The organism is Paenimyroides baculatum, from assembly GCF_008629655.1.
Lineage (GTDB): Bacteria > Bacteroidota > Bacteroidia > Flavobacteriales > Flavobacteriaceae > Flavobacterium > Flavobacterium baculatum.
The window spans coordinates 25,420-48,834 of record NZ_VWSG01000006.1 but is presented as its reverse complement, the minus strand read 5'-3'; the positions used below and the strand labels follow the sequence as shown (position 1 = coordinate 48,834).

Sequence of the window (23,415 nt, the reverse complement as noted above, 5' to 3'; positions counted from 1 at the left end):
CTATAATGCCTCTAACAACGATTCTTTAAAATTCACCTGTTTACCTTTGTTGCTTTCGTAAATAAAATCGTTTAAACTTTTACTTTTTAGGTTTGAAAAATCACCGATAATGGTAAGTTTCATTCGGTAATTAGAGACTTTTTGTAGTATTTCTCCTGCCAGTTTATTTTTCAGGTCGAAAAAATTTGGAGTAAGATTTTTCTCATAAATAATGATTCTATCAAATCCCTGATAATATAGATTTCCTATTAAATCTAAAGCATCATCGGGGTTTTGAATAAGAATTTTGTCTGAAATTACTTCGGCAATTTCTATGTTGTTTATTTTATGAGATTGAATAATCATATTTTGATATTACTTATACAGATCTTTAAATGCGCTTGCTAAATCTGTAAACCTAAATTTATAATCTATTTTTGGTAATTGAATTGATTGTACATGCTGGCTTGAAAGCACTAATGCTGAACGCTCGCCCAATCCAACTTTTATAAAAACCGACGGAATGTTTGGCAACCACAAAGGCTTGTTTAATTGCGTTGCTAATAACTTTAAAAACTCATTCTGTTTTACCGCATTTGGTGCAACTACATTAAAAATACCGCTGTGTTGATCTTTTAATAACTGATAAATAATTTCAATAACATCGTTAAAATGTATCCAACTCATCCATTGTTTACCGTTGCCTAAATTTGCTCCCAATCCTTTTGAAACTACTTTAGCCAATTCATGCAAAACGCCGTTGTCTTTAGATAAAATCAAACCAAAACGCGTAATAGCAGTTTTAATTCTTAAACCTTCAAAACGTAAATTGGCAGCTTCCCAATCTTTACAAACTTCTGCTAAAAAATCGTTTCCAAAATCCGTAGAATTTTCAGTATAAACTGCTGTTTCGCTTGATTGATAAATACCAATTGCCGATGCGTTTACAATAGATTTAACCTGATGAACATTATTCTGCAAAGCATTAAAAAGCGTGTTTGAACAATTTATTCGGCTGTCGTGAATCTGCTTTTTATTTTCATCTGTCCAGTTGCAATTTATCGTGTGCCCAGCCAAATTTACAATTGCATCAACATCAGTCAATGAATTTAAATCGATTTCATTTTTTTCGGGATTCCACAAAAAACCTTTGTAATTATCTTTGTCTTTTATATCTGTGGTATCGGTAACTAAATAATGTACCGAATGATTGTTCTTTAAAAGATGCGAACACAACGCAGTTCCGATAAATCCCGTGGCACCTGTAATTAAAACTTTCATATTATTTTGCTTTTAATGTCCATTCAAAATCATAAGTTCCCACTTTATCTCCTTGTTCGTCGTATCCTTCAGATCGAACCCAAAACGAAATTCCTTGCTTTGTAAGTAATGCTTCGTTCACTTTTTCACGAATCATCAATCCATCTTCGCATTTAAACGTAATAACTCCGGTTGCTTTTTTGGTGAATTGCGATTTTTGATTCAACACCAACATTGATACTTTTTTGTTCGATTCTTTTATAGCTTTCATAACCAAAACGCCTGTAGTAAGCTCGGCTCCCATGTTCTGAACTGCGAAATACATCGATTTAAAAGGATTTTGATTAAACCATCTGTGTTTTGCACGAACTATGCAATGAACATCGCTAATAGAATAAACGCGAACACCACACAAGTATGCCGATGGTAAATTTTTAAGAAGATAAAGATTCAGGTTTTTTACGTTAAAATCCATAATATTCAAGGTTTACAGCTAATTTACGATTTTTTTTATGACAATTGAAATTAATCCAATTGTTAAAAAAAAGTTAATTATCAGTACTATGCAATACAAAGTACATGCTTTTGTATATATCTTTGCTATATCAAAATGAAACAATAAGGTAAATATGCAGGTGATTGTAAGCCGATAAATTAAAACAACACATTTCTCATACTGTTATTAATTTGAATAGTTTACTCAATCACAAAAAAAAGGTTTACGTTACCTGCCTTTACTTTTAACCTAAAATATTAAGTTCTATGAATATTGAAAACACAAAAGCGCAAATGCGCAAAGGGATTCTGGAATTTTGTATTCTATCGGTTCTAAAAGATAAAGACTGTTACACATCTGAAATTTTAGACACCTTGAAGGAAGCAAAGTTACTTGTGGTAGAAGGCACCGTTTATCCGCTGCTTACCCGCCTAAAAAACGACGAATTGTTAAGCTATCGTTGGGAAGAATCAACATCGGGACCACCGCGAAAGTACTACCGATTAACCGAACTGGGCAACGATTTTTTAAAAGAACTAACCGTAACCTGGAAAGAATTAAGTGAAGCCGTTAACATTATAACTAATAAGAATAGTCATGAATAAAACCGTAACCATAAATATAGCAGGACTTGTTTTTCACATCGATGAAGATGCATACAACAAGTTAGATTCATACATACAGGCAGTTAGAAATTCTATTCAGCAAGAAAGCGAAGATGAAATTATTGCTGATATTGAATCACGTATTGCAGAGCTTTTTGCCGAAAGAATTGATCCGCAGACTGGTGTTATTCGTATGAATAATGTAGACGAAATAATAAATATTATGGGTAAACCAGAAGATTATATTATTGAAGACGAACCTGTACGTCCAAACCATTTCACAACAACAAACAAAGCGTATAAGAAAATTTACCGCGATGGCGAAAAAAGAATTCTAGGAGGTGTATGTTCTGGTTTAGGTCATTATTTTAATATAGATCCGGTTTGGGTACGCATACTTTTTATCTTACTGTTCTTCGCTTACGGTTTAAGCTTTGTAATTTACTTAATCCTTTGGGTTATTATCCCAAAAGCGGTTACAGTTGCCGATGTTTTAGAAATGAAAGGAGAACCTGTTAATATTTCAAACATAGAAAGACAGTTTCGCGAGGGTGCAGCAAATTCGTATCAGCAAATTCGTACAGCAGGAAGTTCGGTGGCCACAGTTTTACGCAGAATTATTGGTATCATACTAATTGTTTTTGGTGTAATGGGAATTTTTGGTAGTTTCTTTGCGCCAATAATTATGAACACCGATAAAGGTCATATTTTTAACGAATTTGTAAATTACGATGAAGCACAAACAGGCATACCGTTTTGGGGTTTAAGTTTAAGTTTGTTTGTAATGAGCGTTATTCCGTTTATCCTTTTACTTTTATTGGGAATTAGAATTTTAAGCTCGAAAGTTAAACATATAGGCTGGGTTTCAGGTATTTTAGGATTCTTCTGGTTGCTTTCTATCTTCATTTTCAGTTATGTAATGATCAATTTAGATATTCAAAAAGATAAAATAGAGTCATTGTTCGAAGGAAATTTCGATACAAAAATGTCGAAAACCGATTTAAATTTGAACGATAAAGATACCTTAAACATTATTTTTCAGAAAGATCAACGAATTTTTACGATAAATGATACTATTTCAGGAAAATATAAATACAGTGAAATTGACGATATTTATGTGGAAGTTTTTGAATCGAACACAGGCAAAGCATATATGGAAATTGAAGAAAAAGTTTTCAACAATAAAGATCTGAATCTTAAATCTTTAAGCAAATACAACATTCAAATCGAAGCAACGCAATTTAGTAACACATTAAATTATGATTATTCAATTAAAAGTGATACATTAGTGCTTTCAAATTCAGTTTTAACAACATTGAACGATTTTACAGAAGATTCTAAAGTACGAATCAAAGTTTATATCACAGAAAATCAGTCTGTTAAAATAAATGGAAATGATAATCGTTATTTTTGGAATCAGCAGATTGATGAAGGTAAACATTATTACAAATTCAATAATACTGGAACATTACAGAACACAAACAATACTATAAACTAAAATTCTTAAGGCTTATGTTTTACTTATTATTATTAATCGGACAAACTTTGATTGATCTTATTACAAGTTTATTCTAAAACAAAAAACGCTTTCACAACGAAAGCGTTTTTTATTGCATAAAAAATCCTTTTCAATTGAAAAGGATTTTTTTTACTTTACATAAATATTATGCATTCTTTTTAGCTTTTTTCTCTTTCATTAAATCAATTGCTCCACCGGTTGCCCAGTACATTACGAAACTGATAAGGAAAATCATTAACCAAAAACCCATGGTCATAATGGTTAAACCGATAATAAAAGCTATAAATTGTTGAAATTCAAACATGATTCCGGAATTTTGTGTGTATACAGTTACAAAGATATAACGAAACTTTAACTACCCAAACAAAAATCATAATTTCTTCTAAAAATTCTGACCTTAACTCAATTTACCGACAAATTTCATTACCTTTATTTATATTTATTATAAATAACAATTTATGGAATATAGAATTGAAACCGATACTATGGGCGAGGTAAAAGTACCTGCCGATAAATATTGGGGTGCACAAACAGAACGTTCGCGTAATAACTTTAAAATTGGTAATGCGGCTTCAATGCCTTTAGAAATTATTAAAGGTTTTGCTTATTTAAAAAAGGCTGCAGCTTATGCAAATCATGATTTAGGAGTTTTACCAATTGAAAAAAGAGATGCAATTGCCGTCGTTTGCGATGAGATTTTAGCCGACCAATTAAATGATCAGTTTCCTTTAGTAATCTGGCAAACAGGTTCTGGTACACAATCTAACATGAATTTGAACGAAGTAATTGCCAATCGCGCTCAAGTTTTAGCAGGATTTAAAATTGGCGAAGGTGAACCAGTTTTAAAAGCAAACGATGATGTAAATAAATCGCAATCGTCTAACGACACCTACCCTACCGGAATGCACATTGCAGCTTACAAAGCTGTGGTTGAAGTAACAATTCCGGGCGTTGAAAAATTACGTGATACATTGGCAAAAAAGTCAGCCGAGTTTATGAATGTCGTTAAAATAGGTCGAACGCACTTAATGGATGCTACTCCGTTAACTTTGGGTCAGGAATTATCAGGCTATGTTGCACAATTGAATTACGGTATAAAAGCGGTAAAAAACACGTTAAGCCATTTATCGGAAATCGCTTTAGGCGGAACCGCAGTTGGAACAGGTTTAAACACGCCGGCTGGTTACGATGTTTTGGTAGCAAAATATATTGCAGAATTTACAGGGCATCCATTCATAACTGCCGAAAATAAATTCGAAGCTTTGGCTGCACACGATGCCATTGTAGAAACACACGGTGCTTTAAAACAGTTGGCAGTTTCTCTTAATAAGATTTCGAACGATATCCGTATGTTGGCATCAGGTCCGCGTTCAGGAATTGGGGAAATATTAATTCCTGAAAACGAACCGGGATCATCAATTATGCCTGGAAAAGTAAATCCTACACAGTGCGAAGCACTTACAATGGTTGCCGCTCAAGTTATGGGTAACGACGTTGCTATTACAATTGGCGGAACACAAGGTCATTACGAATTAAACGTTTTTAAACCTTTAATGGCGGCAAATTTCTTGCAATCGGCTCGTTTATTAGGCGATGCCTGCGTATCATTTGACGAACATTGTGCACAGGGAATCGAACCTAATTATGATCGAATAAAAGAATTAGTTGATAATTCGTTAATGCTTGTCACTGCTTTAAACACCAAAATAGGATATTACAAAGCAGCCGAAATTGCACAAACAGCACATAAAAATAATTCTACTTTAAAAGAAACCGCAATTGCTTTGGGCTATGTAACTGCCGAAGAATTTGACGAATGGGTAAAGCCCGAAGAAATGGTAGGTAGTTTGAAGTAATTCAAATTTAGCATAACATATTAAATAACAGTCCTTAATTATCAATTTAAGGACTGTTTTCTTTTTAAGATCAAAGGATCATATAAGATAGTTTAAATTGTATCAAAAAATAGTTTTAAATTTGCAGCATCAGTAAAAAGTCAACAAACGACTTTATTTTTTATGGAAATATTCGAACTTTATTCTATATACAATCAATGTAACGGCGTAAGTACCGATACACGAAACATCACAGAAAACAGCCTATTCTTCGCATTAAAAGGAGAAAATTTTAATGCAAACAATTTTGCATTACAAGCGTTAGAAAATGGAGCTGCATTTGCTGTGGTTGATGATAAAAATTTAAAGAAATTAGAAAACAACAAACTAATTGTTGTAGATGATGTTCTTAAAACGCTACAAGATTTAGCTGCTTTTCATAGGTTTCATATCGGTTTACCGATTATTGCCTTAACAGGAAGCAACGGAAAAACAACCAGCAAAGAATTATTGCATGCGGTTTTAAACACAAAATACAATACTATTGCAACAATCGGAAATTTGAATAATCATATTGGTGTTCCGTTGACGTTGTTGCGTATGACAGAAGATACCGATTTGGCGATTATTGAAATGGGAGCAAATCATCAAAAAGAAATCGAACTTTTATGTTCAATTGCTCAACCAGATTTTGGTTTTATCACAAATTTTGGTCGTGCACATTTAGAAGGTTTTGGAGGAATTGAAGGCGTTATAAAAGGTAAAAGCGAAATGTATGATTACCTGCAAAGTAACAACAAAACCATATTTGTAAATTTCGATGATGCTATTCAAACAGATAAAACTGCAAAAAGTACTCGTTTTGGATTTTCAATAGAAAATAATTCGTTGGCAAACATCCAAATTACAAATGCGAATGCACAACCAATGGCAACGGTTGAATTAAATGGTATTGAGATAAAATCGAACCTTACCGGATTGTACAACATTCCAAATATCGCATTTGCAGTCATAATCGGTCAATATTTTAATATCTCTTTGGAAAATATAAAAGAAGCTATAGAAAATTATACTCCGCAAAACAACCGTTCGCAATGGACAAAAATAAATGATAAAAATATTTTATTAGATGCCTACAATGCTAACCCAAGTAGTATGCAGGTTGCTATCGAAAATTTCAATCAGTTAGCAAACCCTTCTAAATTAATGATTTTAGGAGATATGTTCGAATTAGGAAATGAGTCAGATAAAGAACATTTACAAACAATAAATCAGGTGATAGAAACTAAAATTCCAACAATATTTATTGGTGAACACTTCTTTAAAGTTCAAGTAAAAAATAATGTGGTGCAATACTCCAAAAACATTCAAGATTTCTTCAATCAGTTGAAAGAAACTCCAATAAATGAAGAATTACTTTTAATAAAAGGATCAAGAGGAATGGCACTAGAAAGAATTTTGGATAAATTATAATAAACATTTTAATACTAAATCGACCGATGTTTGATTAATTCCATATTGGATTGCAGATTTTAGCAAACTGATATTTATATCTTTTATTGTTTTGAATTTGATACAATAGCCCGTTATAGTTGCCTTGCCAATTATTGCTAAAAAAGTCTTTGCTAAATATTCTTTATCCTTAATACCAATAATATAGACCGATATTCCTTTTGTATTAGCACTTATTCCAATCTGATAAAATTCTTTGAAAGATCCATCGGCATAATTTATCATTTGCAATCCATAACCAATGTTTGGATTAGCGATGGTTTTGCCTGTAGCATCTTTTCCATCTAAAAACCACAGTTGGGTTTTCGGCATTAGATCTAAAATCATAATGTGTAATGACTGTAAATCGGCACGTTTAGATCCTGACTGAGAATCAATATATGTCTTTATCTGTTTTTCAATACTCATAAATCATCAAAAAATATCTTTTTATTTCTTTACTTTTTTCAAAGCATCCAGATACTTTTTCTTCACACCATTATTTTCTTCCTGTTCGCTAAGCATCTCTATTTTTGGTATTAAATTTTTGTTAGCAGTTGTTTTTAATTTAAGTATTTCTGCCAATGCATAAGCAGTTGCCCAACGAACTACAGTTCCCTGATTTTCTGCATTCAGCAAAAGATTTAATATAGATTTTTGAACCTGATCTGGAAATAATTTAGCAATGTTACCAATTACTTTAGCACTTTCCCATTTTATTCTTGGTTCATCATGTTTAAGTGAATCTGTAACATACGCAAGTAAACTTTCATCGGCAAGGGCAGGCTGTTTTTTAGTCGCGTATTCAACTGCTTCTATACAAGTGGCTTTATCAGAAGCTTTTTGATTATCTGCAAACACCAAAAGTTCTTCTAACGGTAATTCGTTTTTTAATAACCAATCTCCGATAGTTGTCACTTTTTCTTTCGCTTTTATGCTTTTGTCTTGAAAAATCTGCTCAATATTCATAAATCTATCTGTGTTAATCGATTAAAATATTATTTCCATCGGGATCTGTTAATGTGATATACTCTGGTCCGGAAGTAGTTTCATCAGCTGTTCTTGTGAGTTGAATTCCTAAACTTTGCAAATGATTTTGGATGTGTCTTACATCATCAAAATCTTCCACGTTCTGAGCATTTCCATCCCAACCCGGGTTAAAAGTAATTATATTTCCTTCAAACATTCCTTGAAAAAGTCCAATTACTGCGTTTTCGTTTTTAAGTACAATCCAATTCTGCTCTATGTTACCACCTTTATAAACAAATCCTAACTTTCGTAAAAATCTTTTGATTTATGAATGTCTTTTACTGCAAGACTTATTGAAAATGCTCCTAATTTCATATTTATATTATTTAATCTTCTATACAAATATAAACAAGTTCAAACAATGGTCTACGGTAAGAAATCAGAATATGAAATTATAGATATCAGCTTTTATTTTGCTTTTGTTTTTCACGTTCGTTAAAATCAGCCACCTCAACAATACGCGGAATACTACTTTTTGGTGCCATGTATTTAAAGCGTTTCAGTTTTTTGCGTGCACGAATAACACGGAAGGTTCTGTTGTCTTTGTAAAGATTCCAGTTCATTAACAATACCGAAACCAATATAACCGTTAAACCAAGAATTTGCAACGCAGTAACTTTATGCTGTGTAAAAAAGTGAGCTAAGAATAAGGCAACTACCGGATTTACATAAGCATACGTACTTACTTCGGTTGCCGGACGTACCTGTAACAACCAAATATAACAGCTGAATGCCAATATAGATCCCATTGTGATTAAATAGGTAATAGATCCCCAACCTTCTAAAGGTACATTGGCAAAACTAAATGTGGAATATTCACCAGTGATTAATGCCGAAACCGTAAAAGCGACACCTGCTGTTACCATTTGCCATGCCGTTTTAACCATTACGTTTAACGGCTTTATTTTTCGATCTTCTGTAGATGGTTTCTTGTCTTGTGTGTATTTTGTATAGAGTGATCCTACTGTCCAGGCAATTGTTCCAAAAATCATTACAAGCATGGCAATAACATTATTACTGTCTGATCCACTTTCTGAATTAACTAGTTGTTCTCCAAAAAGCATCACAACTCCGGCAAAGCCCAATATCAAACCTAAAACAATAGGAATGCTTCCAAAATTTGCTTTCCATTTGGGTTTATCCAAAAGTACAAACCAAATTGCTGCTGCTGCCCCAAGTATCGATACAATGGCACTCGATATATATTGTTCTGCCCAAATTACGGCAGCCATATCAACAAAAAGCAAAAGAAAACCAATAAGCACGGCTCTTTCAACATCGCGTTTGTTAAAAAGTTTGTATCCTTTTAAATAGCAATAAGTCATTAAAACACTTCCGGCAATTATAAAACGGATCGATCCCAATACAAACGGCGGAAACCAATGCAGAGCCTTTTCTATAAAAAAATAGGTAGATCCCCATACAAAATAAACAACGGCGTATGCAGAAACAATACTGAATTTAGAAACTTTATCTAACGACATATTAACAGAATAAAACGAATAACATTAAAATTTCCATAGCAGAAATTTTTTGCAAATTTCGGATATAAATAACACATGGTAAAATTAAATGCAGTTATAAACCACTTTTTATCAGGAATGCAGTTTACACTGACAAAAAACTTGTACAATTATTGCTTATTAAGCTACAACAACATTAATTACTAACGTTTTAACAATTAAAATTAAAAGCTATGAGTACAGAAAATTTAAACAACACCGAAGCAATTGAAAAATTGAAGAAAATGGTAGATTCGATTGATATCGGAATGCTATCAACATTTACCAAAGGAACGAATTATCCGCACAGCATACCAATGAGCCGACAAGAAGTAGACGATCAAGGAAATATTTGGTTCTTGTTTTCTGCCGAAAGCGATACGCACCAACATTTACAGCAAAACAAAGAAGTTTCGCTAACATTTGCCGATGTAAAATCGTACGAATTTTTAAGCATAAACGGAACAGGCGAAGTATCGCAAAATGCTGCTCGTATTGATAAATATTGGAACGACATGATTGCGGCCTGGTTTGAAAAAGGTAAGGAAGATCCGAATATTCGTATCTTGAAAATTACTCCAGCCGAAGCACATTATTGGGACAACAAAACCAACAAGCTAATTACTTTCTTTAAAGTTGCAGCAAGCGCAGTAACCGGAAGTAAAATGGATATTGGTAGAGAAGGCGATTTGAATATCTAACTATTCTATCATAAAATTTTCAACAATTATTTTGTGGAATTTTACCACTATTAGGAGATAATTTTCACTTAAAAAAACATCATTTTATAATCGAACTTGATTTTAAAATCAATTTTTGCGCGATTATTAAGGTTTGTTATAGTTATCTTAAATTTTGGTACGTAAATTGTTTTATCCTTTACGCTATGAAAACAGAATTACCGTTTATTAGGTAATAAAATAAATTCAGGTACCGTAAAAAGTACCTGATTTATTTTTTTGTATTTGTTTTATATTTTGAGAATCAATTTTATTTAGGCATTACTTGTTTGAATAATTCCTTTATCTGATTAATTTCCTGTTGATGGATCGATTTTTTACGAGTTCCGAAATACAGCGTATTGATCAATTCTTTTTCTCCTTCCCAAATCAGCTGAATTTTTCCCTCATCAATTTCTTTCTGGCAAAGCAAATCAGGAATAACCGCCAATCCGCTACCTCCAAACAAACATCGAACAATAGAATTCAGGTTCGGCACGATATAATTCGGACGAAAATCGGGCTTTTTATCAAAATTCAAACTCCAAAACTGAAACAGATGTTCCATATCGCCGGTTGTTCCATACCATTTTTGATCTTTCAGCCAAGTTTCTAAAACCATTTTATCATTTGCTTTCAGATGCTTTTTAAATTCAGAAACCTCCACATCCTTCCCTCCAACCAAAATGATTTTTTCGCTCGAAAAAGGTTCATGATCAATTAATAACGAAGTTCCTTTTTTCGGTGTAATGATCAAATCTAAAATTCCTTTTTCCAATTGATCTAACATTTCAGGATAATCTCCAAAACTGATGATCAAATTAAAATCAAGACTTGAAACAAAAGGCTCTAAAGTGGTCTGAAAAGTTTCAAAACACATACCAATGCTAATTGTCGGCGCATGTTTTTCGGTCGATTTCTGAAATGTTTTCTCCACAATTTCCAACTTTGTCAAAGGCTCATTAATCGCATTAAACAAAACTTTCGCTCGTTCGGTAGGAATCATTTTTCTGCTGGTTCTATCAAATAATTTATATCCAACGTAAGCTTCCAACGAACTTAAATGCAGGCTAACTCCGGGTTGCGAGATATACAAAGCTTCGGCAGCTCCGGTTAGCGTACCCATTTTGTAAATCGCCTTAAACGTTCTGTACCATTCTAAATTAATCATATCATTATAATTATGATACAAATGTATAATTTATATTATTTTAATAATACGAAATAGCGTTATAATTTTGCTTTGTAATTAAACGATATACAATGAAAAATATATTTATAATAAACGGCGGACAACATTTTGCGCATTCTGGCGGGGCTTTCAATAAAACATTGACCAATTGGACAGTTGATTTTTTAAGTAAGAACGATTTTGAAGTTAGAGTTACCGATATTAACGACGAATTTATAGCAGAAGATGAGGTTAAAAATTTTAAATGGGCAGATTTGATTATTTACAACACGCCTATTTGGTGGTTTCAAGTTCCAAACAGACTGAAGAAATATATTGATGAGGTTTTTACAGCTGGGCATCAAAACGGAATTTACAGCAGCGATGGTCGTTCTAGTAAAAATCCGGCGATAAACTACGGAACCGGCGGATTAATGAACGGAAAAAATTATATGGTTAACACAACGTGGAATGCGCCAGATACAGCATTTACGTTGCCTGGTGAATTTTTTAACGAAACTTCGGTTGATGACGGCGTTTTATTTGGCTTTCACAAAATGAATGCTTTTACGGGTATGAGCAAAATTCAAGGATTTCATTTTCATGATCTGGAAAAAAATGCTACTCCAGAACGCATCGCTAATTATTACACAGATTATATGAATCATTTAACATCGGTTTTCACAAAAGAATTGGTTTAATTGGAATTATTTTAATTGCAAGGTTTTTGAAATAACATTATCTTTAATAGCATTTGAACTGATTTTGTTATTAAAATTCTACAGCTATGTATTACCGAAAGAAAAAGGGAAAAGGATTTAGTTATACAGATGAAAACGGAAAAACCGTTACAGATACAGCTGTAAAGACCTATTTAAAATCGTTAGTAATTCCGCCTGCATGGAAAGAGGTGGAAATTTCTGAAAAGAAGAACAGTAAAATTTTGGTAACCGGCAGAGATGAACAAAGTAGAAAACAATACATCTACAATCCAAAATTCAGACAAAAACAAGAGCAAAAAAAGTTTGATAGAATTATTGAATTTGCCGAACAATTAGAACGTATGCGTCGCGTTACAGGTCAGCACATGCGAAAACGCAAACCAACACGCGAAAAGGTTTTGGCTACAATGGTTCGTCTATTGGAATCTGCTTTTTTTCGTCCGGGAAGCGACTTCTACACCAAGCAAAACAAGAGTTACGGTTTAACAACCATGCGCAGCAAACATTTAGAAATAAACGGCGACGAACTTATTTTTACGTACAGAGGAAAGTCTGGGAAAGATCAGGAAAAACATATTACCGATGCAAAGCTGGCAAAAATTGTAAAAGAAATCGATGAAATGCCGGGTTACGAAATTTTTAAATTCATTGATGAAAACGGTATTATTCAAGACGTGAAAAGCGAACATTTGAATCAATACATTCGGGAAGTTATGGGCGAAGAATTTTCTGCAAAAGATTTTAGAACCTGGTCGGGAACCATGATTGCTGCCATTGCTTTAGATGAATTAGATGTTGAAGAGGAAAAAGATCAGAAAACAATGGACAAAAACATTCGAAATGCAGTTATACAAGTAAGCGAAAAATTAGGAAATACGCCTGCTGTAGCCCGAAGTTCATATATTGATCCCCGCGTAATTGACAAATACATTAATGGAAAAACATTGAAATATTTTCGGAAAGAAGTTAACAAACTACTAAAAAAGAATGAAAATTTATCTGAAAGTGAAATTGGTGTTTTGTGCCTTTTAAAAGAACGATTAAAATAAAAATCAGATATTATATAGCTGCTTTTTATTCTTTAATCTCTATAATTTCAAAAAATACAGGCTGTAAAGGCGCATCTTTTTCGTTGGTTTTTAATTTGCTTATTTTCAGTAAAACATCTAATCCTTCGTAAACCTCACCAAAAACAGTATAATCTCCATCTAAACGCGGAAGTCCGCCTTTGGAAAAATATGTTTCACGCTGTTCTTTGGTAAATTTAATGCTTTTTTTCTGTTCGATATTATCTAAATCGGTTACAGAAACAGCTTTACCTACCACAAAATAAATCTGATTTAAAAAAGATGCTTTCTGCGGATTGTCATCTCTTCCAGCACCTAAAGCACCTATTTTATGAAAAGCTCTTGAATCAAATTCGGCAGCCAATCGGTGATGTTCATTTGTAGGTAAATCTTTTTCTCTTTGCGCAATATCATAATCGTGCTCACCGCCTTGAACTACAAAATTTTCAATAATTCGATTGAATAAGGCATCTTTATAAACATCATCTTTAATGGCATCCAAAATCAACTTTTTGTGTTTCGGCGTAAAATCATAAAGTATCACTTTAAAACTTCCATGTGTCGTTTTAAACTGTAATTTATTCGACTGTGCACAAAATTGCATCGACACAAAGATCAAAACAAGAAGATATAAATATGATTTCATATTTTAAAGATAAAATATTTTCTTAAATTTTTCAGGAAGTTTCTGAAATACAAATTATATAATAAAAAAGGATAAACCTAAAATTAGATTTATCCTAAAAAAGTGACCCGACTGGGGCTCGAACCCAGGACCCCAACATTAAAAGTGTTGTGCTCTACCAACTGAGCTATCGAGTCAAATGACTTATTTAATTTTAATTGATATAAATGTGACCCGACTGGGGCTCGAACCCAGGACCCCAACATTAAAAGTGTTGTGCTCTACCAACTGAGCTATCGAGTCAATAATATCAATATTTTAAAAGTGACTGTGATCAGATTCGAACTGACACGTCTTGATGACACCACCCCCTCAAGATGGCGAGTCTACCAGTTCCTCCACACAGCCTTACTATGTGACCCGACTGGGGCTCGAACCCAGGACCCCAACATTAAAAGTGTTGTGCTCTACCAACTGAGCTATCGAGTCTTAATTACTAACGTAATTGCGGGTGCAAATATAACACACTTTTTTAATTTTTTAATGATATATTTTATATAATTTTAATGTTTTTTACAAGCAATAGCTTAATCAACTAACAAACACTAATTTACCTATGAAAAAAATTATTTTGGTTGGATATATGGGAAGCGGCAAAACAACCGTTGGTAAGAAACTTAACCAAAATTTAAATATAGATTTTATAGATTTAGACGAATTTATAGAACAGAAAGAAGGCTTAAAAATGGCGAAAATTTTTAAGCGAAAGGGAGAAATCTATTTTAGAAAGCAGGAAAACATTTGGTTAAATCAGTTATTAAAAGAAAACAAATCTTTAATAATTAGTCTAGGCGGAGGTACGCCATGTTATGCTAATAATCATTTGCGTTTGCAAGATGAAAATGTGATATCGTTCTATTTAAAAGCAAGTATTGAAACATTAGTCAGTCGTTTAAAGCAAAATTCTGATAGACCTTTACTAGAAAATATTGATGATTTAAATTCTTTTGTTGGTCAACATGTGCTTGAACGCAGTTATTTTTATAATTTTTCAAAATATAAAATAGACGTAAACAATAAAGAAGTTGATGATATATGCTTAGAAATTTCATCAATAATTCAAAATAACAATTAATTTATTGTTATTTTAGTTTATATTTATAGTTATAAAATTCATTATATGAAATATATTATTACTGTTTTATTACTTCTGGGTTTCAATTTTAGCTATAGCCAAAATATAAACCCTTCACATATAATCAATCTATGTTCCGGACAAACCGTTCAAGGAACTACTCCTACTACAAATATTTATAATAATTTATATACTTCATGCAGTACGTTACCACTATCAACTGCTATTACACTTTACTATGTAGAAATAGAGTCTGGATCAACCTTTACGTTTGAGGTAAGCCCAAATACAATGGTAGATTTTGATTTCGCATCGTGGTTAAACCCAAACTTATCCAATTTAGGACCAAGTGACCGCGGTTCACAAAACACCATTTTAGGCATTACTACAGCAGATATAGGTTTATCAATGTTGGAACCAACACAACTTTGCGAAACAGCAGGTGCAGCGCCACCAGCTACAGCAGTTGTTCCGGGTATGGTTCGTTGGTATGATGTAGTTCCGGGTGACGGAATTTTAATTGCAGTAGATCATTGGGAAAGTTCTGTTGTTAGTTATGATTTATCTTTTGGTGGTGATGCAGTTTTAAATTGTAGTGTTATTGGGAAAATATACGAAGTTTGTGACGAAGATAAAAACGGTAAAGAATCGTTTGATTTAGATCAGATTAGAGACGAAATTAACAATATAAATCAAACATTTACCATCGATTTTTTTGAATATGAAGCCGATGCTAATAGTCTGTTTGCTACAAACTCACTTTCAACTCCTTTTGATGTTTCGATAACCGATAGTCCTAAAACCATATATGCCCGATTTAAACGTGCAAATGGTTTATTGGCGCGTGTTACTGAAATAACTTTTATTGTCAACGAAGTTGCCAAATTACCAGAAAACGATTTAATGCTTGAAATTTGCGATTTTGATTATACAAAAGACGAATATTTTGATTTAACCGATATAGAAGACCAAATTAACAACCTAAATACTGCTGATATTGATTATAAATTCTATGAAAATGAAGAGGATGCTATAGCAAATAATAATAGAAACATTAAAAATATTACAAATTACCTAAGTGCAACTAAAACAATTTATTTACACATTTCAATTAATGACAAATGCCCAATTATTGTACCTATAAAATTAAGAGTTTTATTAAATTTTCCACCAAAAATTATAGAATATTCTGAATTTTGCGCTACTCCAACAGCTAATAGTTTGGTTTACAATTTAACAAAATCTGAAAGCTATCTTACTGATTATGAAACACAAATTATTTATGAATTTAGTTATCATACTACAAGAAACGATGCCATAAATAAAACAAATATAATTTCACAACCAACAAATTATAGTGTACCATTTGGCACAAACGAAATTATTCATGTTAGAGTTGAAGACGATAGAGATTGTTTCATAATTTCAGAATTACATCTTAATTCTAAAGAACGAATAACCTTTACCGACAAATATAATTTTGAATGCGAGCCATATATTTTAACGCCTTTACCTTTAGGCTATAATTATTTTACCCAACCTAACGGACAAGGAAAGCGTTTAAGCGCCTATGCTTCTGAAGCTATTATTTACGGCAAACAAACCATCTATATTTATGGCAACAGTTTATTTGTAGATGAAGAATATCCAGATTTTAATAAATGCACCTACGAAACACAGTTTACCGTTTATAATAATGATTGCTTAGTACCAAGAGGAATTTCACCAAACGGAGACGGCTTAAACGACTCATGGGATTTAACACCACAGGTAGTTTCAAAACTAAGTATTTATAACAGGCTAGGATCTTTAGTTTACAGTTACGGCGAAGGCTACACAAACCAATGGCACGGGCAAGCAACCAACGGTAGTGTTTTACCATCAGGAACTTACTTTTATAGCTTTGAATCTTTAAACGGCATTAAAACCGGTTGGGTTGAAGTAATGTATGAAACAAAATAAATAACAAAAACCTCAAACAAATGTTTGAGGTTTTTTATTAGCTTAAATAAGCATATTCTTCATTTTCGTTAAAAACAACCTGAATGTGTTCTAAACTCGATGTTGATAAAGAAATCCCTTTAAAATCAGCTTTTACCGGATATTTTTTGTGGCTTCTGTCAATTAAAACGGCTGTTTTAAACTTTTTCAATGGTACTTCTAAAAAGTATTTAACGCCATAAACCAATGTAGCACCAGAATTCATTACATCATCAACCAAAACAATTGCCTTGTTTTCATAATCGGCTTTTAATAAATCAGTTTTAATTTCCTGTAACGGATTTTGTTTGTTTACTTCAACTTTTCCCAAAACAACTTTTATATCTGAAATTTTAGAAACCTCATCGCTTATTTTCTGTGCAAAAGTATAACCACTGTTTGCAATACCTGCAATTACAATCTCGGTTTCATCTACAAAAGTTTCGTAAATCTGGTATGCAATACGTTTGGTTATTTGCTGTATCTGTTGCTGTGTTAGTATAATATTTTGTGTCATTTTTTATGGAATATAATAAACAGTTCGTTGTTTTCTCTTGGTTTTATTGAATTGTAACAGGGTTCTAATGTTTTAAGTAAGAAACTATCTGAAAATAATTTCTGATATTCATCTACACTGCCACCAAATGGCGGACCTTGTTCTGTTAGCGGAAATGAGAATAAAACACCCGCCAATTTACCATTTTCTTTTAACAAATTGTGCATTTTAGCTACATACAAAGGTCTTAATTCTGTATTTAAGGCGCAAAAAAATGTTTGTTCAATTATTAAATCATATTGATTATCATGTTTAAAAAAATCGCCAACTATTAATTGATCTTCAGGAAAATTGGGATTATTTCTTTTAAAATTTGCAATAGGTTCTTCAGAAATATCTAAACCATAAACATTTTTAAATCCGTTGGTGTACAGATAATTTAACTCGTGACCATTACCAACACCGGGAATTAAAATTTTTAAATCTTTATTAGTTAATTGATCAATATATTCTTTAATAGGCGTTGTGATTACGCCAGCATCCCACGGAATGTTATTCTGGCTGTAACGCTCTGTCCAATATTCTTTATTTAGTTTCATTGTTTAATTCTTCAAAATAGGTTTCATCATCTAAATATCCGTCTATCTCTCTTCGGTCTTTTTTGGTTGGTCTTCCATCGCCTTTTAATCTGTAATGCTCTTTCGCTAGTTTTAAAAGTTCCAAATGTTCAAAAGCTTCTGCCGGCGTATCATCTTTTCGGTACATATCAACCAACTTGGCTCCTACTCTGTTCTGCGGAATATCCAAAACCGAATACTGATAATTTATTTGATCTTTCCGAACCTGAATTTTATCACCCGCAAACACATCTCTTGACGCTTTTGCCTGCTGATTGTTCACAGAAACATGTCCTTTTTTAACAGCTTCGGTTGCAATACTTCGCGTTTTAAAAATTCTGATACACCACAAATATTTATCTACACGCATGTTTATATTATAATTTTGGGTTAATTTTTAAACAAAAATAAATGAAAATTGTATCTTGCACCATTAATTTAAGTTAAATGAAAAGATTTTTTATATCGGCTGTAATTTGCACGGGTTCACTATTACTTTGGAACTGTAAACCAGATGATAATGCTAAAGAAATAGTTGATCGTGACAAACAGGAAGTTTTTAATGAAAATATTAAGGAAATTGAAACATTTTTAAAAACTAACAGCGTTGAGGTTTTAGAAGATGGTGTAAATTTTGAAACTGTTGCGTCTGAAGCTGATAATTCTATTTGGAAACAAAACGAATATCCTTTACAGTCAATCACCGTAAAAAATCTGCCATATTTTACTGGGGTACAAGGTTTACAAAAACAGAATGATCCTGTAGAATATAAAATCTACTATATAATTTTGAACGAAGGCGGTGGCGAAACACCAATGATTCACGATAATGCTTTTACGTCGTACACAGGTTACAATTTAGATAAAAGTGTTTTCGATAAATACCAGTTCGGATATTGGAGTGCCTATCCAGCTTACTCAACCTACACAGAAACGATCGCAGGTTACCGACAAATTCTTGAAAAAATTAAAACTGCTACCAGCATTACAGATAATGGTGACGGTACTTATACTTACGAAAATCCAGGTCGTGTTTTGGTATTTATTCCATCGGGATTAGGATATTTCAGTTCTCCATCAGGATCTATTAGTGCTTATTCCCCAATAATTTTCCATATAACATTGATCGCCAAAAAAGATGCGGATCACGACAACGATGGTATTTTAGATAAATACGAAGATGTAAACGGAAACGGTGATTTGTGGGATGATGATACAGACGGCGACGGTAAACCAAACTTTATAGATTTAGATGATGATGGTGACGGTTATACAACCCGCGAAGAAATTACATACACCACAACAGAAAATGGAGAAACAGTTAAAAAACTATATGATTTTGACAAAATACCAACCTGCGAAGGTGGTTCGGTAAAAAAACATCTCGATAAAAGTTGTCATTAATAAATTAAAAACCTGTTTAAAGCAGGTTTTTTTTATCTTAAAACAGATATGAATTCATCAAACATAGAAAATTTAATTCAAAAAGATTTAGAAACACTTCTATACCATAAAAGTCTAAAAGGTGAAATTTCGGTTAACATTGCGGTAGAAATTGCAGCCTATGTTGCAGCTAACTTTTTAAGGATTATATTTGCAAAAAATAAAGAGATAAAACCCGAAGAACTAAAAGGTGTTTTTGGTATAATCAGTAACATTTATAACGATATTTTTAAAGATCAGCTAGAAAAAGATGATTACGAAAAAATCAGCTCTATGGCGTTAGCGTTTTTAAAAGATACCGATTTTGACAATAACTGTAAGGTTTTCTTTAAAAGTATAATTCAATAAGATTCACAGTACTGTTTAATGATTAATTTCGATTTTAACGAAGATTATATTCTGGAAAATGATTTTGTAATGCTTGAACCGTTATCGGCAAAGCATTATGAAGAACTTTTGGAATATACGCTGAATGAGCCAGAAATATGGGAATATTCTATGGTTAAATGTGATACGCCCGAAAACTTAAACAAGTACATAGGAATTGCCATTCAGAAAAGAATCGATCAAAAAGAATATACGTTTGCAGTTTTTGATAAAAAGAAACAAAAATTCGTGGGAGCTACACGTTACTGCGATATTTTTTTGGACAGTAACAGACTGCAAATGGGTTACACTTGGTACGGAAAAGAGCATCAGGGAACCGGCGTGAACAAGCACTGTAAATGGCTGCTTTTAGAATTTGCTTTTGAAAAAATGCAGATGGTTCGCGTGGAATTTAGAGCATATACCGAAAATTTGCGCAGTATAAATGCACTACTTAGTATTGGTTGTTCCGTTGACGGCGTTTTACGCAGTAATGCCATTTGCCCAAAAACCGGTGTTCGCCGTGACACAATGGTTTTAAGTATTTTAAACAATGAATGGAACGAAACAGTAAAACAGATGCTTTCTGGTAAAATTAATCCTACAAATACAATCTAACTATATTTTAAAGCTGTTGATGTATTTATTGTTTACAAGGTAATTTTCAAGATCCAACACTTTTTTAGTGTATACTTTACACTCGTAATGAAGAATTATTATGTTATTATGTTCTTCCATCTGGCGTAATTCAATCCTTTTGCAAAAATTATTTATATCTGTTTCTAATTCATTTCTGCTTTCATAATCTTTCTTATCAATCTGTAATTCAATATTTTTCAAAGAAATCATGGTAAGTAGTTTTTTATTGATGTATCCGCCTAAATGAATAATTACAAAGCTGGCTCCTAAAAAGGTAAAAGCAATATAAAATTGTCCGAAACCAATACTCATTCCAATAGCAGCGGCAATCCAAATAATACTTGCTGTAGTTAATCCGTTTATTGTAAAACCGTCTTTAAAGATGACTCCCGCACCCAAAAAACCAATTCCACTTACCACATACGAAGCAATACGTGTAGCATCTTCAGATTCGCCCATGCCCAATTTGTATGAAAGCAGAGTAAAAAGTGTGCTTCCCAAACAAATTAATGTAATGGTTCTAAAACCAGCAGCTTTATCTTTAAGCTCACGTTCGGCACCTAGTATCATACCAATAATTAGAGATGTTACTGCTTTAAGTAAATCAAGTGCTTCCCAGTGATCTGATGCTATATTAAAATCCATCTGTATAAAAATTAAAAAGGTTAACGATATTGCGTTAACCTTTATTTGTATTAAAAATATTAAATTTTATTTACTTAATCATTAATTTATGAGAATATTCTCCTTGATTTGATTTAAATTTTAAAATGTACATTCCTGTTTTGTAACCTGCAACATTTATAGTTGTTCGGTTTTGCAACAATGTAGGAGCTAAAACTTTTCTACCAGCTAAATCGTACATTTCAACAGCTGTAGCAGCATCTAATTCAGATTCAATAGTAACTTCATTTCCAGTAGTTGGATTTGGATACACTTTTAATTTAGACTGCATTTCGTAATTTTTAGTTGATGCGGGTGCATCGCCAATTCCTACAGCATACCAAGCATTAACAACTTGCTCCCATTCGTTAGAATTCGCTCCGTATAAAGTAATTGCTGCTGCAATAGTAGCATTATAAGCATCTAAATAAGTAGCAGTTGGTGTTAATCCTGTTGTTAAGGCTTTATAAGCTATTTTTTCTGCTTTTTGAATGGTTATTGGATTAACATAATAGTTGTTATTTAAATCATTTATTCCCATTCCACCCACGCTTAACAAATAAAACCAATGATTACCAACACCACTGTTAATATGTACACCACCATTATCAAAAGAAGAAGAAGTATTTGCCCAATAGTTTCCCTCATAAGTATCTGACTGATTTGGCGCCAAAAAAGCCGGTGTAGTATTAGGATCGCTCATACTTCTAAAATAATTGTAATTGATATTACTTTTAAAAATACCTTCTCCAATTGTCCAATTTGGGTTATCATTTACATAAAACTCAATGGCTGTTCCAAAAATATCGGCAAAAGATTCATTTAAAGCTCCAGACTCTCCTTGATAATCTAAACCGCCATTGCCATTTCTACTAACAACCATGTGAGTGAATTCGTGACCTGCAACATCAAGAGCTACTACCGGATGCATCATGGAACTACCTCTGCCGTAAAACATTCCATTATAAACGTCATTTCCAAACACAGCATCAAATGCCGCTGCATTATCATGAGTTCCTAAAAAAGAACCTGCATTATAATAATTATTTATATCGTGGTTATTATCATCAAAACTTGCTCTGTTGTGTATATTTTTATAGTAATCGTAGGTTTGTATCATTCCCCAATGAACTTCAACTGCTGGTCTAATGTTTGTTGATGTATAATTAGGTGATGAATTTGTATATTCTGAAAAACCTGAAAAAGTTCCGTTAGAATTTAAATTTCCGTTTAATTGAGAACCATTTAAAGTTCTAATTTTTCTAGCATTATCCATTAACCTGTAATTACCATTATAAGAATCTACAGTAATACTTTTTGTTCCTCTAAAGTAAGTAGCACTTGAACTAGGCGTATCAGCATGCATAACTTTATTAATTTGCGATAATATTTCGCCTGTTTGCGCGTCTATTACAAAATCAATACTCTTCGCCGGATTAAAACTTGTAAGATTAATTTTGTTTACCAGCTTAAGAGTTACATTTTTCTCTGTTTGATGTTTTAATATATAAGTTTCAACTGTACTTACTTTTACATCGTCTTTTCTCCCAAAATCATCGTAAGCAATACTTTTAAGTTTTTCTTCGCTGATTGAACCGGAAGTTGATAATTCCTTTACATTAACTACCTGCCCATTAACAAATTGCAGTTTACCTTCTTTTACATGTAGAAAAATTATATCTCCGTTTATCTTAACATCTTTATAAAAATGCTGGTAGCTGTAATTGGTAAATCCGGTTTGCGAATCGTGCTTTTCATTAACCAATTCAAATCTGTGCGATTTATCTAAATCAAAATAACTATTTAAGCTTTTGGAAAATTCAGTCAAAGAAAGGTTTACATCTGACATATCAACCATAAAAGTTCCCAATCTATTTTGATATTGTGGTTTTGGTAAATCAGTATTTACTTTATAACTTTTATTGATTATTATATTAGAAGCGGAAACACCACTGCCTGCTAATAAAATAGCCGCTAAAATTAAACGTGTAGATATTTTTTTTACTTGAAAGAAGTTTTTATTCATTAGTTAGGTTTTTATGTTGTTTTAAAACGG

27 protein-coding genes and 4 tRNA genes are annotated in these 23,415 nt (G+C 32.5%); 12 read left to right on the top strand and 19 right to left on the bottom strand.

What is annotated here, in order from left to right; genetic code table 11:
* Genes F0460_RS09080 through F0460_RS09070 form a run of 3 tightly spaced genes read right to left on the bottom strand, consistent with a single transcriptional unit; the run spans position 1 to position 1,714 of the window.
* Positions 1 to 345 carry a DUF4180 domain-containing protein gene (locus F0460_RS09080; protein ID WP_150012432.1) on the bottom strand — a complete coding sequence of 115 codons (345 nt, stop codon included), beginning with the start codon at positions 343 to 345 and terminating at the stop codon, positions 1 to 3.
* Between the two features lie 9 nt (positions 346 to 354).
* Positions 355 to 1,260, bottom strand: a complete 906-nt coding sequence (locus tag F0460_RS09075; protein WP_150012430.1) for a TIGR01777 family oxidoreductase — start codon at positions 1,258 to 1,260, stop codon at positions 355 to 357.
* 1 nt (position 1,261) lies between these two features.
* Positions 1,262 to 1,714: a DUF4442 domain-containing protein gene (locus tag F0460_RS09070; protein WP_150012428.1), complete on the bottom strand. Its 453-nt coding sequence runs from the start codon at positions 1,712 to 1,714 to the stop codon at positions 1,262 to 1,264.
* A gap of 287 nt (positions 1,715 to 2,001) precedes the next feature.
* On the opposite strand from F0460_RS09070, the gene F0460_RS09065 reads away from it, so the two are divergent.
* Both F0460_RS09065 and F0460_RS09060 read left to right on the top strand, forming a co-directional pair.
* On the top strand, positions 2,002 to 2,340 hold the full coding sequence (locus F0460_RS09065) for a PadR family transcriptional regulator (RefSeq protein WP_124899776.1): 339 nt from the start codon (positions 2,002 to 2,004) through the stop codon (positions 2,338 to 2,340).
* On the top strand, positions 2,333 to 3,838 hold the full coding sequence (locus F0460_RS09060) for a PspC domain-containing protein (RefSeq protein WP_150012426.1): 1,506 nt from the start codon (positions 2,333 to 2,335) through the stop codon (positions 3,836 to 3,838). Before F0460_RS09065 ends, F0460_RS09060 begins: the two co-directional genes overlap by 8 nt.
* A gap of 166 nt (positions 3,839 to 4,004) precedes the next feature.
* Here the strand turns inward: F0460_RS09060 and F0460_RS16180 are convergent, their stop codons facing one another.
* Complete coding sequence (locus F0460_RS16180) at positions 4,005 to 4,163, bottom strand: hypothetical protein (RefSeq protein WP_190304128.1); 159 nt, start codon at positions 4,161 to 4,163, stop codon at positions 4,005 to 4,007.
* Between the two features lie 154 nt (positions 4,164 to 4,317).
* Between F0460_RS16180 and fumC the strand changes: the two genes are divergently transcribed.
* Positions 4,318 to 5,715 carry a class II fumarate hydratase gene (fumC, locus tag F0460_RS09055; protein WP_150012424.1) on the top strand — a complete coding sequence of 466 codons (1,398 nt, stop codon included), beginning with the start codon at positions 4,318 to 4,320 and terminating at the stop codon, positions 5,713 to 5,715.
* Positions 5,716 to 5,877: 162 nt separating this feature from the next.
* A complete protein-coding gene (locus tag F0460_RS09050; RefSeq protein ID WP_150012422.1) occupies positions 5,878 to 7,167 on the top strand; it encodes a UDP-N-acetylmuramoyl-tripeptide--D-alanyl-D-alanine ligase in 1,290 nt (429 codons plus the stop codon).
* Here F0460_RS09050 and F0460_RS09045 read toward each other — a convergent pair.
* From F0460_RS09045 to F0460_RS09030, 4 genes are all read right to left on the bottom strand, one after another.
* Complete coding sequence (locus tag F0460_RS09045) at positions 7,162 to 7,614, bottom strand: DUF1801 domain-containing protein (protein WP_150012420.1); 453 nt, start codon at positions 7,612 to 7,614, stop codon at positions 7,162 to 7,164. The genes F0460_RS09050 and F0460_RS09045 overlap by 6 nt on opposite strands.
* A 21-nt stretch (positions 7,615 to 7,635) precedes the next feature.
* Entirely contained in the window at positions 7,636 to 8,154 is a 519-nt protein-coding gene (locus tag F0460_RS09040) for a hypothetical protein (RefSeq protein WP_150012418.1), read from the bottom strand.
* Positions 8,155 to 8,167: 13 nt separating this feature from the next.
* On the bottom strand, positions 8,168 to 8,371 hold the full coding sequence (locus F0460_RS16390) for a VOC family protein (RefSeq protein ID WP_317132144.1): 204 nt from the start codon (positions 8,369 to 8,371) through the stop codon (positions 8,168 to 8,170).
* 244 nt (positions 8,372 to 8,615) lie between these two features.
* The gene (locus tag F0460_RS09030) at positions 8,616 to 9,698 is read right to left on the bottom strand and encodes an EamA family transporter (RefSeq protein ID WP_150012416.1); all 1,083 of its coding nucleotides are present in this window, start codon (positions 9,696 to 9,698) and stop codon (positions 8,616 to 8,618) included.
* A 212-nt stretch (positions 9,699 to 9,910) separates the two neighbouring features.
* Here F0460_RS09030 and F0460_RS09025 point away from each other — a divergent pair, with 212 nt between their 5' ends.
* Positions 9,911 to 10,417, top strand: a complete 507-nt coding sequence (locus F0460_RS09025; RefSeq protein ID WP_150012414.1) for a pyridoxamine 5'-phosphate oxidase family protein — start codon at positions 9,911 to 9,913, stop codon at positions 10,415 to 10,417.
* A 289-nt stretch (positions 10,418 to 10,706) separates the two neighbouring features.
* On the opposite strand, the gene F0460_RS09020 is transcribed toward F0460_RS09025, so the two are convergent.
* The gene (locus F0460_RS09020) at positions 10,707 to 11,606 is read right to left on the bottom strand and encodes a LysR family transcriptional regulator (protein WP_150012412.1); all 900 of its coding nucleotides are present in this window, start codon (positions 11,604 to 11,606) and stop codon (positions 10,707 to 10,709) included.
* A gap of 92 nt (positions 11,607 to 11,698) precedes the next feature.
* Between F0460_RS09020 and F0460_RS09015 the strand changes: the two genes are divergently transcribed.
* Positions 11,699 to 12,307 carry an NAD(P)H-dependent oxidoreductase gene (locus F0460_RS09015; RefSeq protein ID WP_150012410.1) on the top strand — a complete coding sequence of 203 codons (609 nt, stop codon included), beginning with the start codon at positions 11,699 to 11,701 and terminating at the stop codon, positions 12,305 to 12,307.
* A gap of 86 nt (positions 12,308 to 12,393) precedes the next feature.
* On the top strand, positions 12,394 to 13,377 hold the full coding sequence (locus tag F0460_RS09010) for a DNA topoisomerase IB (RefSeq protein ID WP_150012408.1): 984 nt from the start codon (positions 12,394 to 12,396) through the stop codon (positions 13,375 to 13,377).
* A gap of 25 nt (positions 13,378 to 13,402) precedes the next feature.
* On the opposite strand, the gene F0460_RS09005 is transcribed toward F0460_RS09010, so the two are convergent.
* The 5 genes from F0460_RS09005 to F0460_RS08985 form a co-directional block, all read right to left on the bottom strand.
* The gene (locus F0460_RS09005) at positions 13,403 to 14,041 is read right to left on the bottom strand and encodes a peptidylprolyl isomerase (protein WP_150012406.1); all 639 of its coding nucleotides are present in this window, start codon (positions 14,039 to 14,041) and stop codon (positions 13,403 to 13,405) included.
* Between the two features lie 103 nt (positions 14,042 to 14,144).
* Positions 14,145 to 14,217, bottom strand: a tRNA-Lys gene (locus F0460_RS09000).
* Between the two features lie 33 nt (positions 14,218 to 14,250).
* Positions 14,251 to 14,323, bottom strand: a tRNA-Lys gene (locus F0460_RS08995).
* A gap of 22 nt (positions 14,324 to 14,345) precedes the next feature.
* Positions 14,346 to 14,428 (bottom strand) — tRNA-Leu (locus F0460_RS08990).
* Positions 14,429 to 14,436: 8 nt separating this feature from the next.
* A tRNA-Lys gene (locus F0460_RS08985) sits at positions 14,437 to 14,509 on the bottom strand.
* 127 nt (positions 14,510 to 14,636) lie between these two features.
* Here F0460_RS08985 and F0460_RS08980 point away from each other — a divergent pair.
* The gene (locus tag F0460_RS08980; RefSeq protein WP_150012404.1) at positions 14,637 to 15,155 is read left to right on the top strand and encodes a shikimate kinase; all 519 of its coding nucleotides are present in this window, start codon (positions 14,637 to 14,639) and stop codon (positions 15,153 to 15,155) included.
* A 45-nt stretch (positions 15,156 to 15,200) separates the two neighbouring features.
* Positions 15,201 to 17,117, top strand: coding sequence for a T9SS type B sorting domain-containing protein (locus F0460_RS08975; RefSeq protein WP_150012402.1), 1,917 nt, complete (start codon positions 15,201 to 15,203; stop codon positions 17,115 to 17,117).
* Between the two features lie 37 nt (positions 17,118 to 17,154).
* Here the strand turns inward: F0460_RS08975 and F0460_RS08970 are convergent, their stop codons facing one another.
* The 3 genes from F0460_RS08970 to F0460_RS08960 are packed head-to-tail and all read right to left on the bottom strand — an operon-like array spanning position 17,155 to position 18,618.
* Positions 17,155 to 17,652 carry a phosphoribosyltransferase family protein gene (locus tag F0460_RS08970; RefSeq protein ID WP_150012400.1) on the bottom strand — a complete coding sequence of 166 codons (498 nt, stop codon included), beginning with the start codon at positions 17,650 to 17,652 and terminating at the stop codon, positions 17,155 to 17,157.
* The gene (locus F0460_RS08965; RefSeq protein ID WP_150012398.1) at positions 17,649 to 18,230 is read right to left on the bottom strand and encodes a methyltransferase domain-containing protein; all 582 of its coding nucleotides are present in this window, start codon (positions 18,228 to 18,230) and stop codon (positions 17,649 to 17,651) included. Before F0460_RS08965 ends, F0460_RS08970 begins: the two co-directional genes overlap by 4 nt.
* On the bottom strand, positions 18,217 to 18,618 hold the full coding sequence (locus tag F0460_RS08960) for an RNA-binding S4 domain-containing protein (protein WP_150012396.1): 402 nt from the start codon (positions 18,616 to 18,618) through the stop codon (positions 18,217 to 18,219). The genes F0460_RS08965 and F0460_RS08960 overlap by 14 nt, the downstream gene beginning before the upstream one ends.
* A 77-nt stretch (positions 18,619 to 18,695) precedes the next feature.
* On the opposite strand from F0460_RS08960, the gene F0460_RS08955 reads away from it, so the two are divergent.
* From F0460_RS08955 to F0460_RS08945, 3 genes are read left to right on the top strand one after another with little or no spacing between them, the layout of a single operon-like run.
* On the top strand, positions 18,696 to 19,652 hold the full coding sequence (locus F0460_RS08955) for an FKBP-type peptidyl-prolyl cis-trans isomerase (protein WP_150012394.1): 957 nt from the start codon (positions 18,696 to 18,698) through the stop codon (positions 19,650 to 19,652).
* Between the two features lie 48 nt (positions 19,653 to 19,700).
* Positions 19,701 to 20,039 (top strand): hypothetical protein, encoded by a 339-nt coding sequence (locus tag F0460_RS08950; protein ID WP_150012392.1) that lies wholly within the window; start codon positions 19,701 to 19,703, stop codon positions 20,037 to 20,039.
* A gap of 18 nt (positions 20,040 to 20,057) precedes the next feature.
* On the top strand, positions 20,058 to 20,675 hold the full coding sequence (locus F0460_RS08945) for a GNAT family N-acetyltransferase (RefSeq protein WP_150012390.1): 618 nt from the start codon (positions 20,058 to 20,060) through the stop codon (positions 20,673 to 20,675).
* Here the strand turns inward: F0460_RS08945 and F0460_RS08940 are convergent, their stop codons facing one another.
* Complete coding sequence (locus tag F0460_RS08940) at positions 20,676 to 21,341, bottom strand: MgtC/SapB family protein (RefSeq protein WP_150012388.1); 666 nt, start codon at positions 21,339 to 21,341, stop codon at positions 20,676 to 20,678.
* 70 nt (positions 21,342 to 21,411) lie between these two features.
* A complete protein-coding gene (locus F0460_RS08935; protein ID WP_150012386.1) occupies positions 21,412 to 23,385 on the bottom strand; it encodes a M4 family metallopeptidase in 1,974 nt (657 codons plus the stop codon).
* Between the last annotated feature and the right edge of the window lie 30 nt (positions 23,386 to 23,415).

Bases quoted from the DNA above. Each gene is read 5' to 3' on its own strand.
- F0460_RS09080 (WP_150012432.1), bottom strand. From the start codon at position 345: ATGATTATTCAATCTCATAAAATAAACAACATAGAAATTGCCGAAGTA.
- F0460_RS09075 (WP_150012430.1), bottom strand. From the start codon at position 1,260: ATGAAAGTTTTAATTACAGGTGCCACGGGATTTATCGGAACTGCGTTG.
- F0460_RS09070 (WP_150012428.1), bottom strand. From the start codon at position 1,714: ATGGATTTTAACGTAAAAAACCTGAATCTTTATCTTCTTAAAAATTTA.
- F0460_RS09065 (WP_124899776.1), top strand. From the start codon at position 2,002: ATGAATATTGAAAACACAAAAGCGCAAATGCGCAAAGGGATTCTGGAA.
- F0460_RS09060 (WP_150012426.1), top strand. From the start codon at position 2,333: ATGAATAAAACCGTAACCATAAATATAGCAGGACTTGTTTTTCACATC.
- F0460_RS16180 (WP_190304128.1), bottom strand. From the start codon at position 4,163: ATGTTTGAATTTCAACAATTTATAGCTTTTATTATCGGTTTAACCATT.
- fumC (WP_150012424.1), top strand. From the start codon at position 4,318: ATGGAATATAGAATTGAAACCGATACTATGGGCGAGGTAAAAGTACCT.
- F0460_RS09050 (WP_150012422.1), top strand. From the start codon at position 5,878: ATGGAAATATTCGAACTTTATTCTATATACAATCAATGTAACGGCGTA.
- F0460_RS09045 (WP_150012420.1), bottom strand. From the start codon at position 7,614: ATGAGTATTGAAAAACAGATAAAGACATATATTGATTCTCAGTCAGGA.
- F0460_RS09040 (WP_150012418.1), bottom strand. From the start codon at position 8,154: ATGAATATTGAGCAGATTTTTCAAGACAAAAGCATAAAAGCGAAAGAA.
- F0460_RS16390 (WP_317132144.1), bottom strand. From the start codon at position 8,371: ATGTTTGAAGGAAATATAATTACTTTTAACCCGGGTTGGGATGGAAAT.
- F0460_RS09030 (WP_150012416.1), bottom strand. From the start codon at position 9,698: ATGTCGTTAGATAAAGTTTCTAAATTCAGTATTGTTTCTGCATACGCC.
- F0460_RS09025 (WP_150012414.1), top strand. From the start codon at position 9,911: ATGAGTACAGAAAATTTAAACAACACCGAAGCAATTGAAAAATTGAAG.
- F0460_RS09020 (WP_150012412.1), bottom strand. From the start codon at position 11,606: ATGATTAATTTAGAATGGTACAGAACGTTTAAGGCGATTTACAAAATG.
- F0460_RS09015 (WP_150012410.1), top strand. From the start codon at position 11,699: ATGAAAAATATATTTATAATAAACGGCGGACAACATTTTGCGCATTCT.
- F0460_RS09010 (WP_150012408.1), top strand. From the start codon at position 12,394: ATGTATTACCGAAAGAAAAAGGGAAAAGGATTTAGTTATACAGATGAA.
- F0460_RS09005 (WP_150012406.1), bottom strand. From the start codon at position 14,041: ATGAAATCATATTTATATCTTCTTGTTTTGATCTTTGTGTCGATGCAA.
- F0460_RS08980 (WP_150012404.1), top strand. From the start codon at position 14,637: ATGAAAAAAATTATTTTGGTTGGATATATGGGAAGCGGCAAAACAACC.
- F0460_RS08975 (WP_150012402.1), top strand. From the start codon at position 15,201: ATGAAATATATTATTACTGTTTTATTACTTCTGGGTTTCAATTTTAGC.
- F0460_RS08970 (WP_150012400.1), bottom strand. From the start codon at position 17,652: ATGACACAAAATATTATACTAACACAGCAACAGATACAGCAAATAACC.
- F0460_RS08965 (WP_150012398.1), bottom strand. From the start codon at position 18,230: ATGAAACTAAATAAAGAATATTGGACAGAGCGTTACAGCCAGAATAAC.
- F0460_RS08960 (WP_150012396.1), bottom strand. From the start codon at position 18,618: ATGCGTGTAGATAAATATTTGTGGTGTATCAGAATTTTTAAAACGCGA.
- F0460_RS08955 (WP_150012394.1), top strand. From the start codon at position 18,696: ATGAAAAGATTTTTTATATCGGCTGTAATTTGCACGGGTTCACTATTA.
- F0460_RS08950 (WP_150012392.1), top strand. From the start codon at position 19,701: ATGAATTCATCAAACATAGAAAATTTAATTCAAAAAGATTTAGAAACA.
- F0460_RS08945 (WP_150012390.1), top strand. From the start codon at position 20,058: ATGATTAATTTCGATTTTAACGAAGATTATATTCTGGAAAATGATTTT.
- F0460_RS08940 (WP_150012388.1), bottom strand. From the start codon at position 21,341: ATGGATTTTAATATAGCATCAGATCACTGGGAAGCACTTGATTTACTT.
- F0460_RS08935 (WP_150012386.1), bottom strand. From the start codon at position 23,385: ATGAATAAAAACTTCTTTCAAGTAAAAAAAATATCTACACGTTTAATT.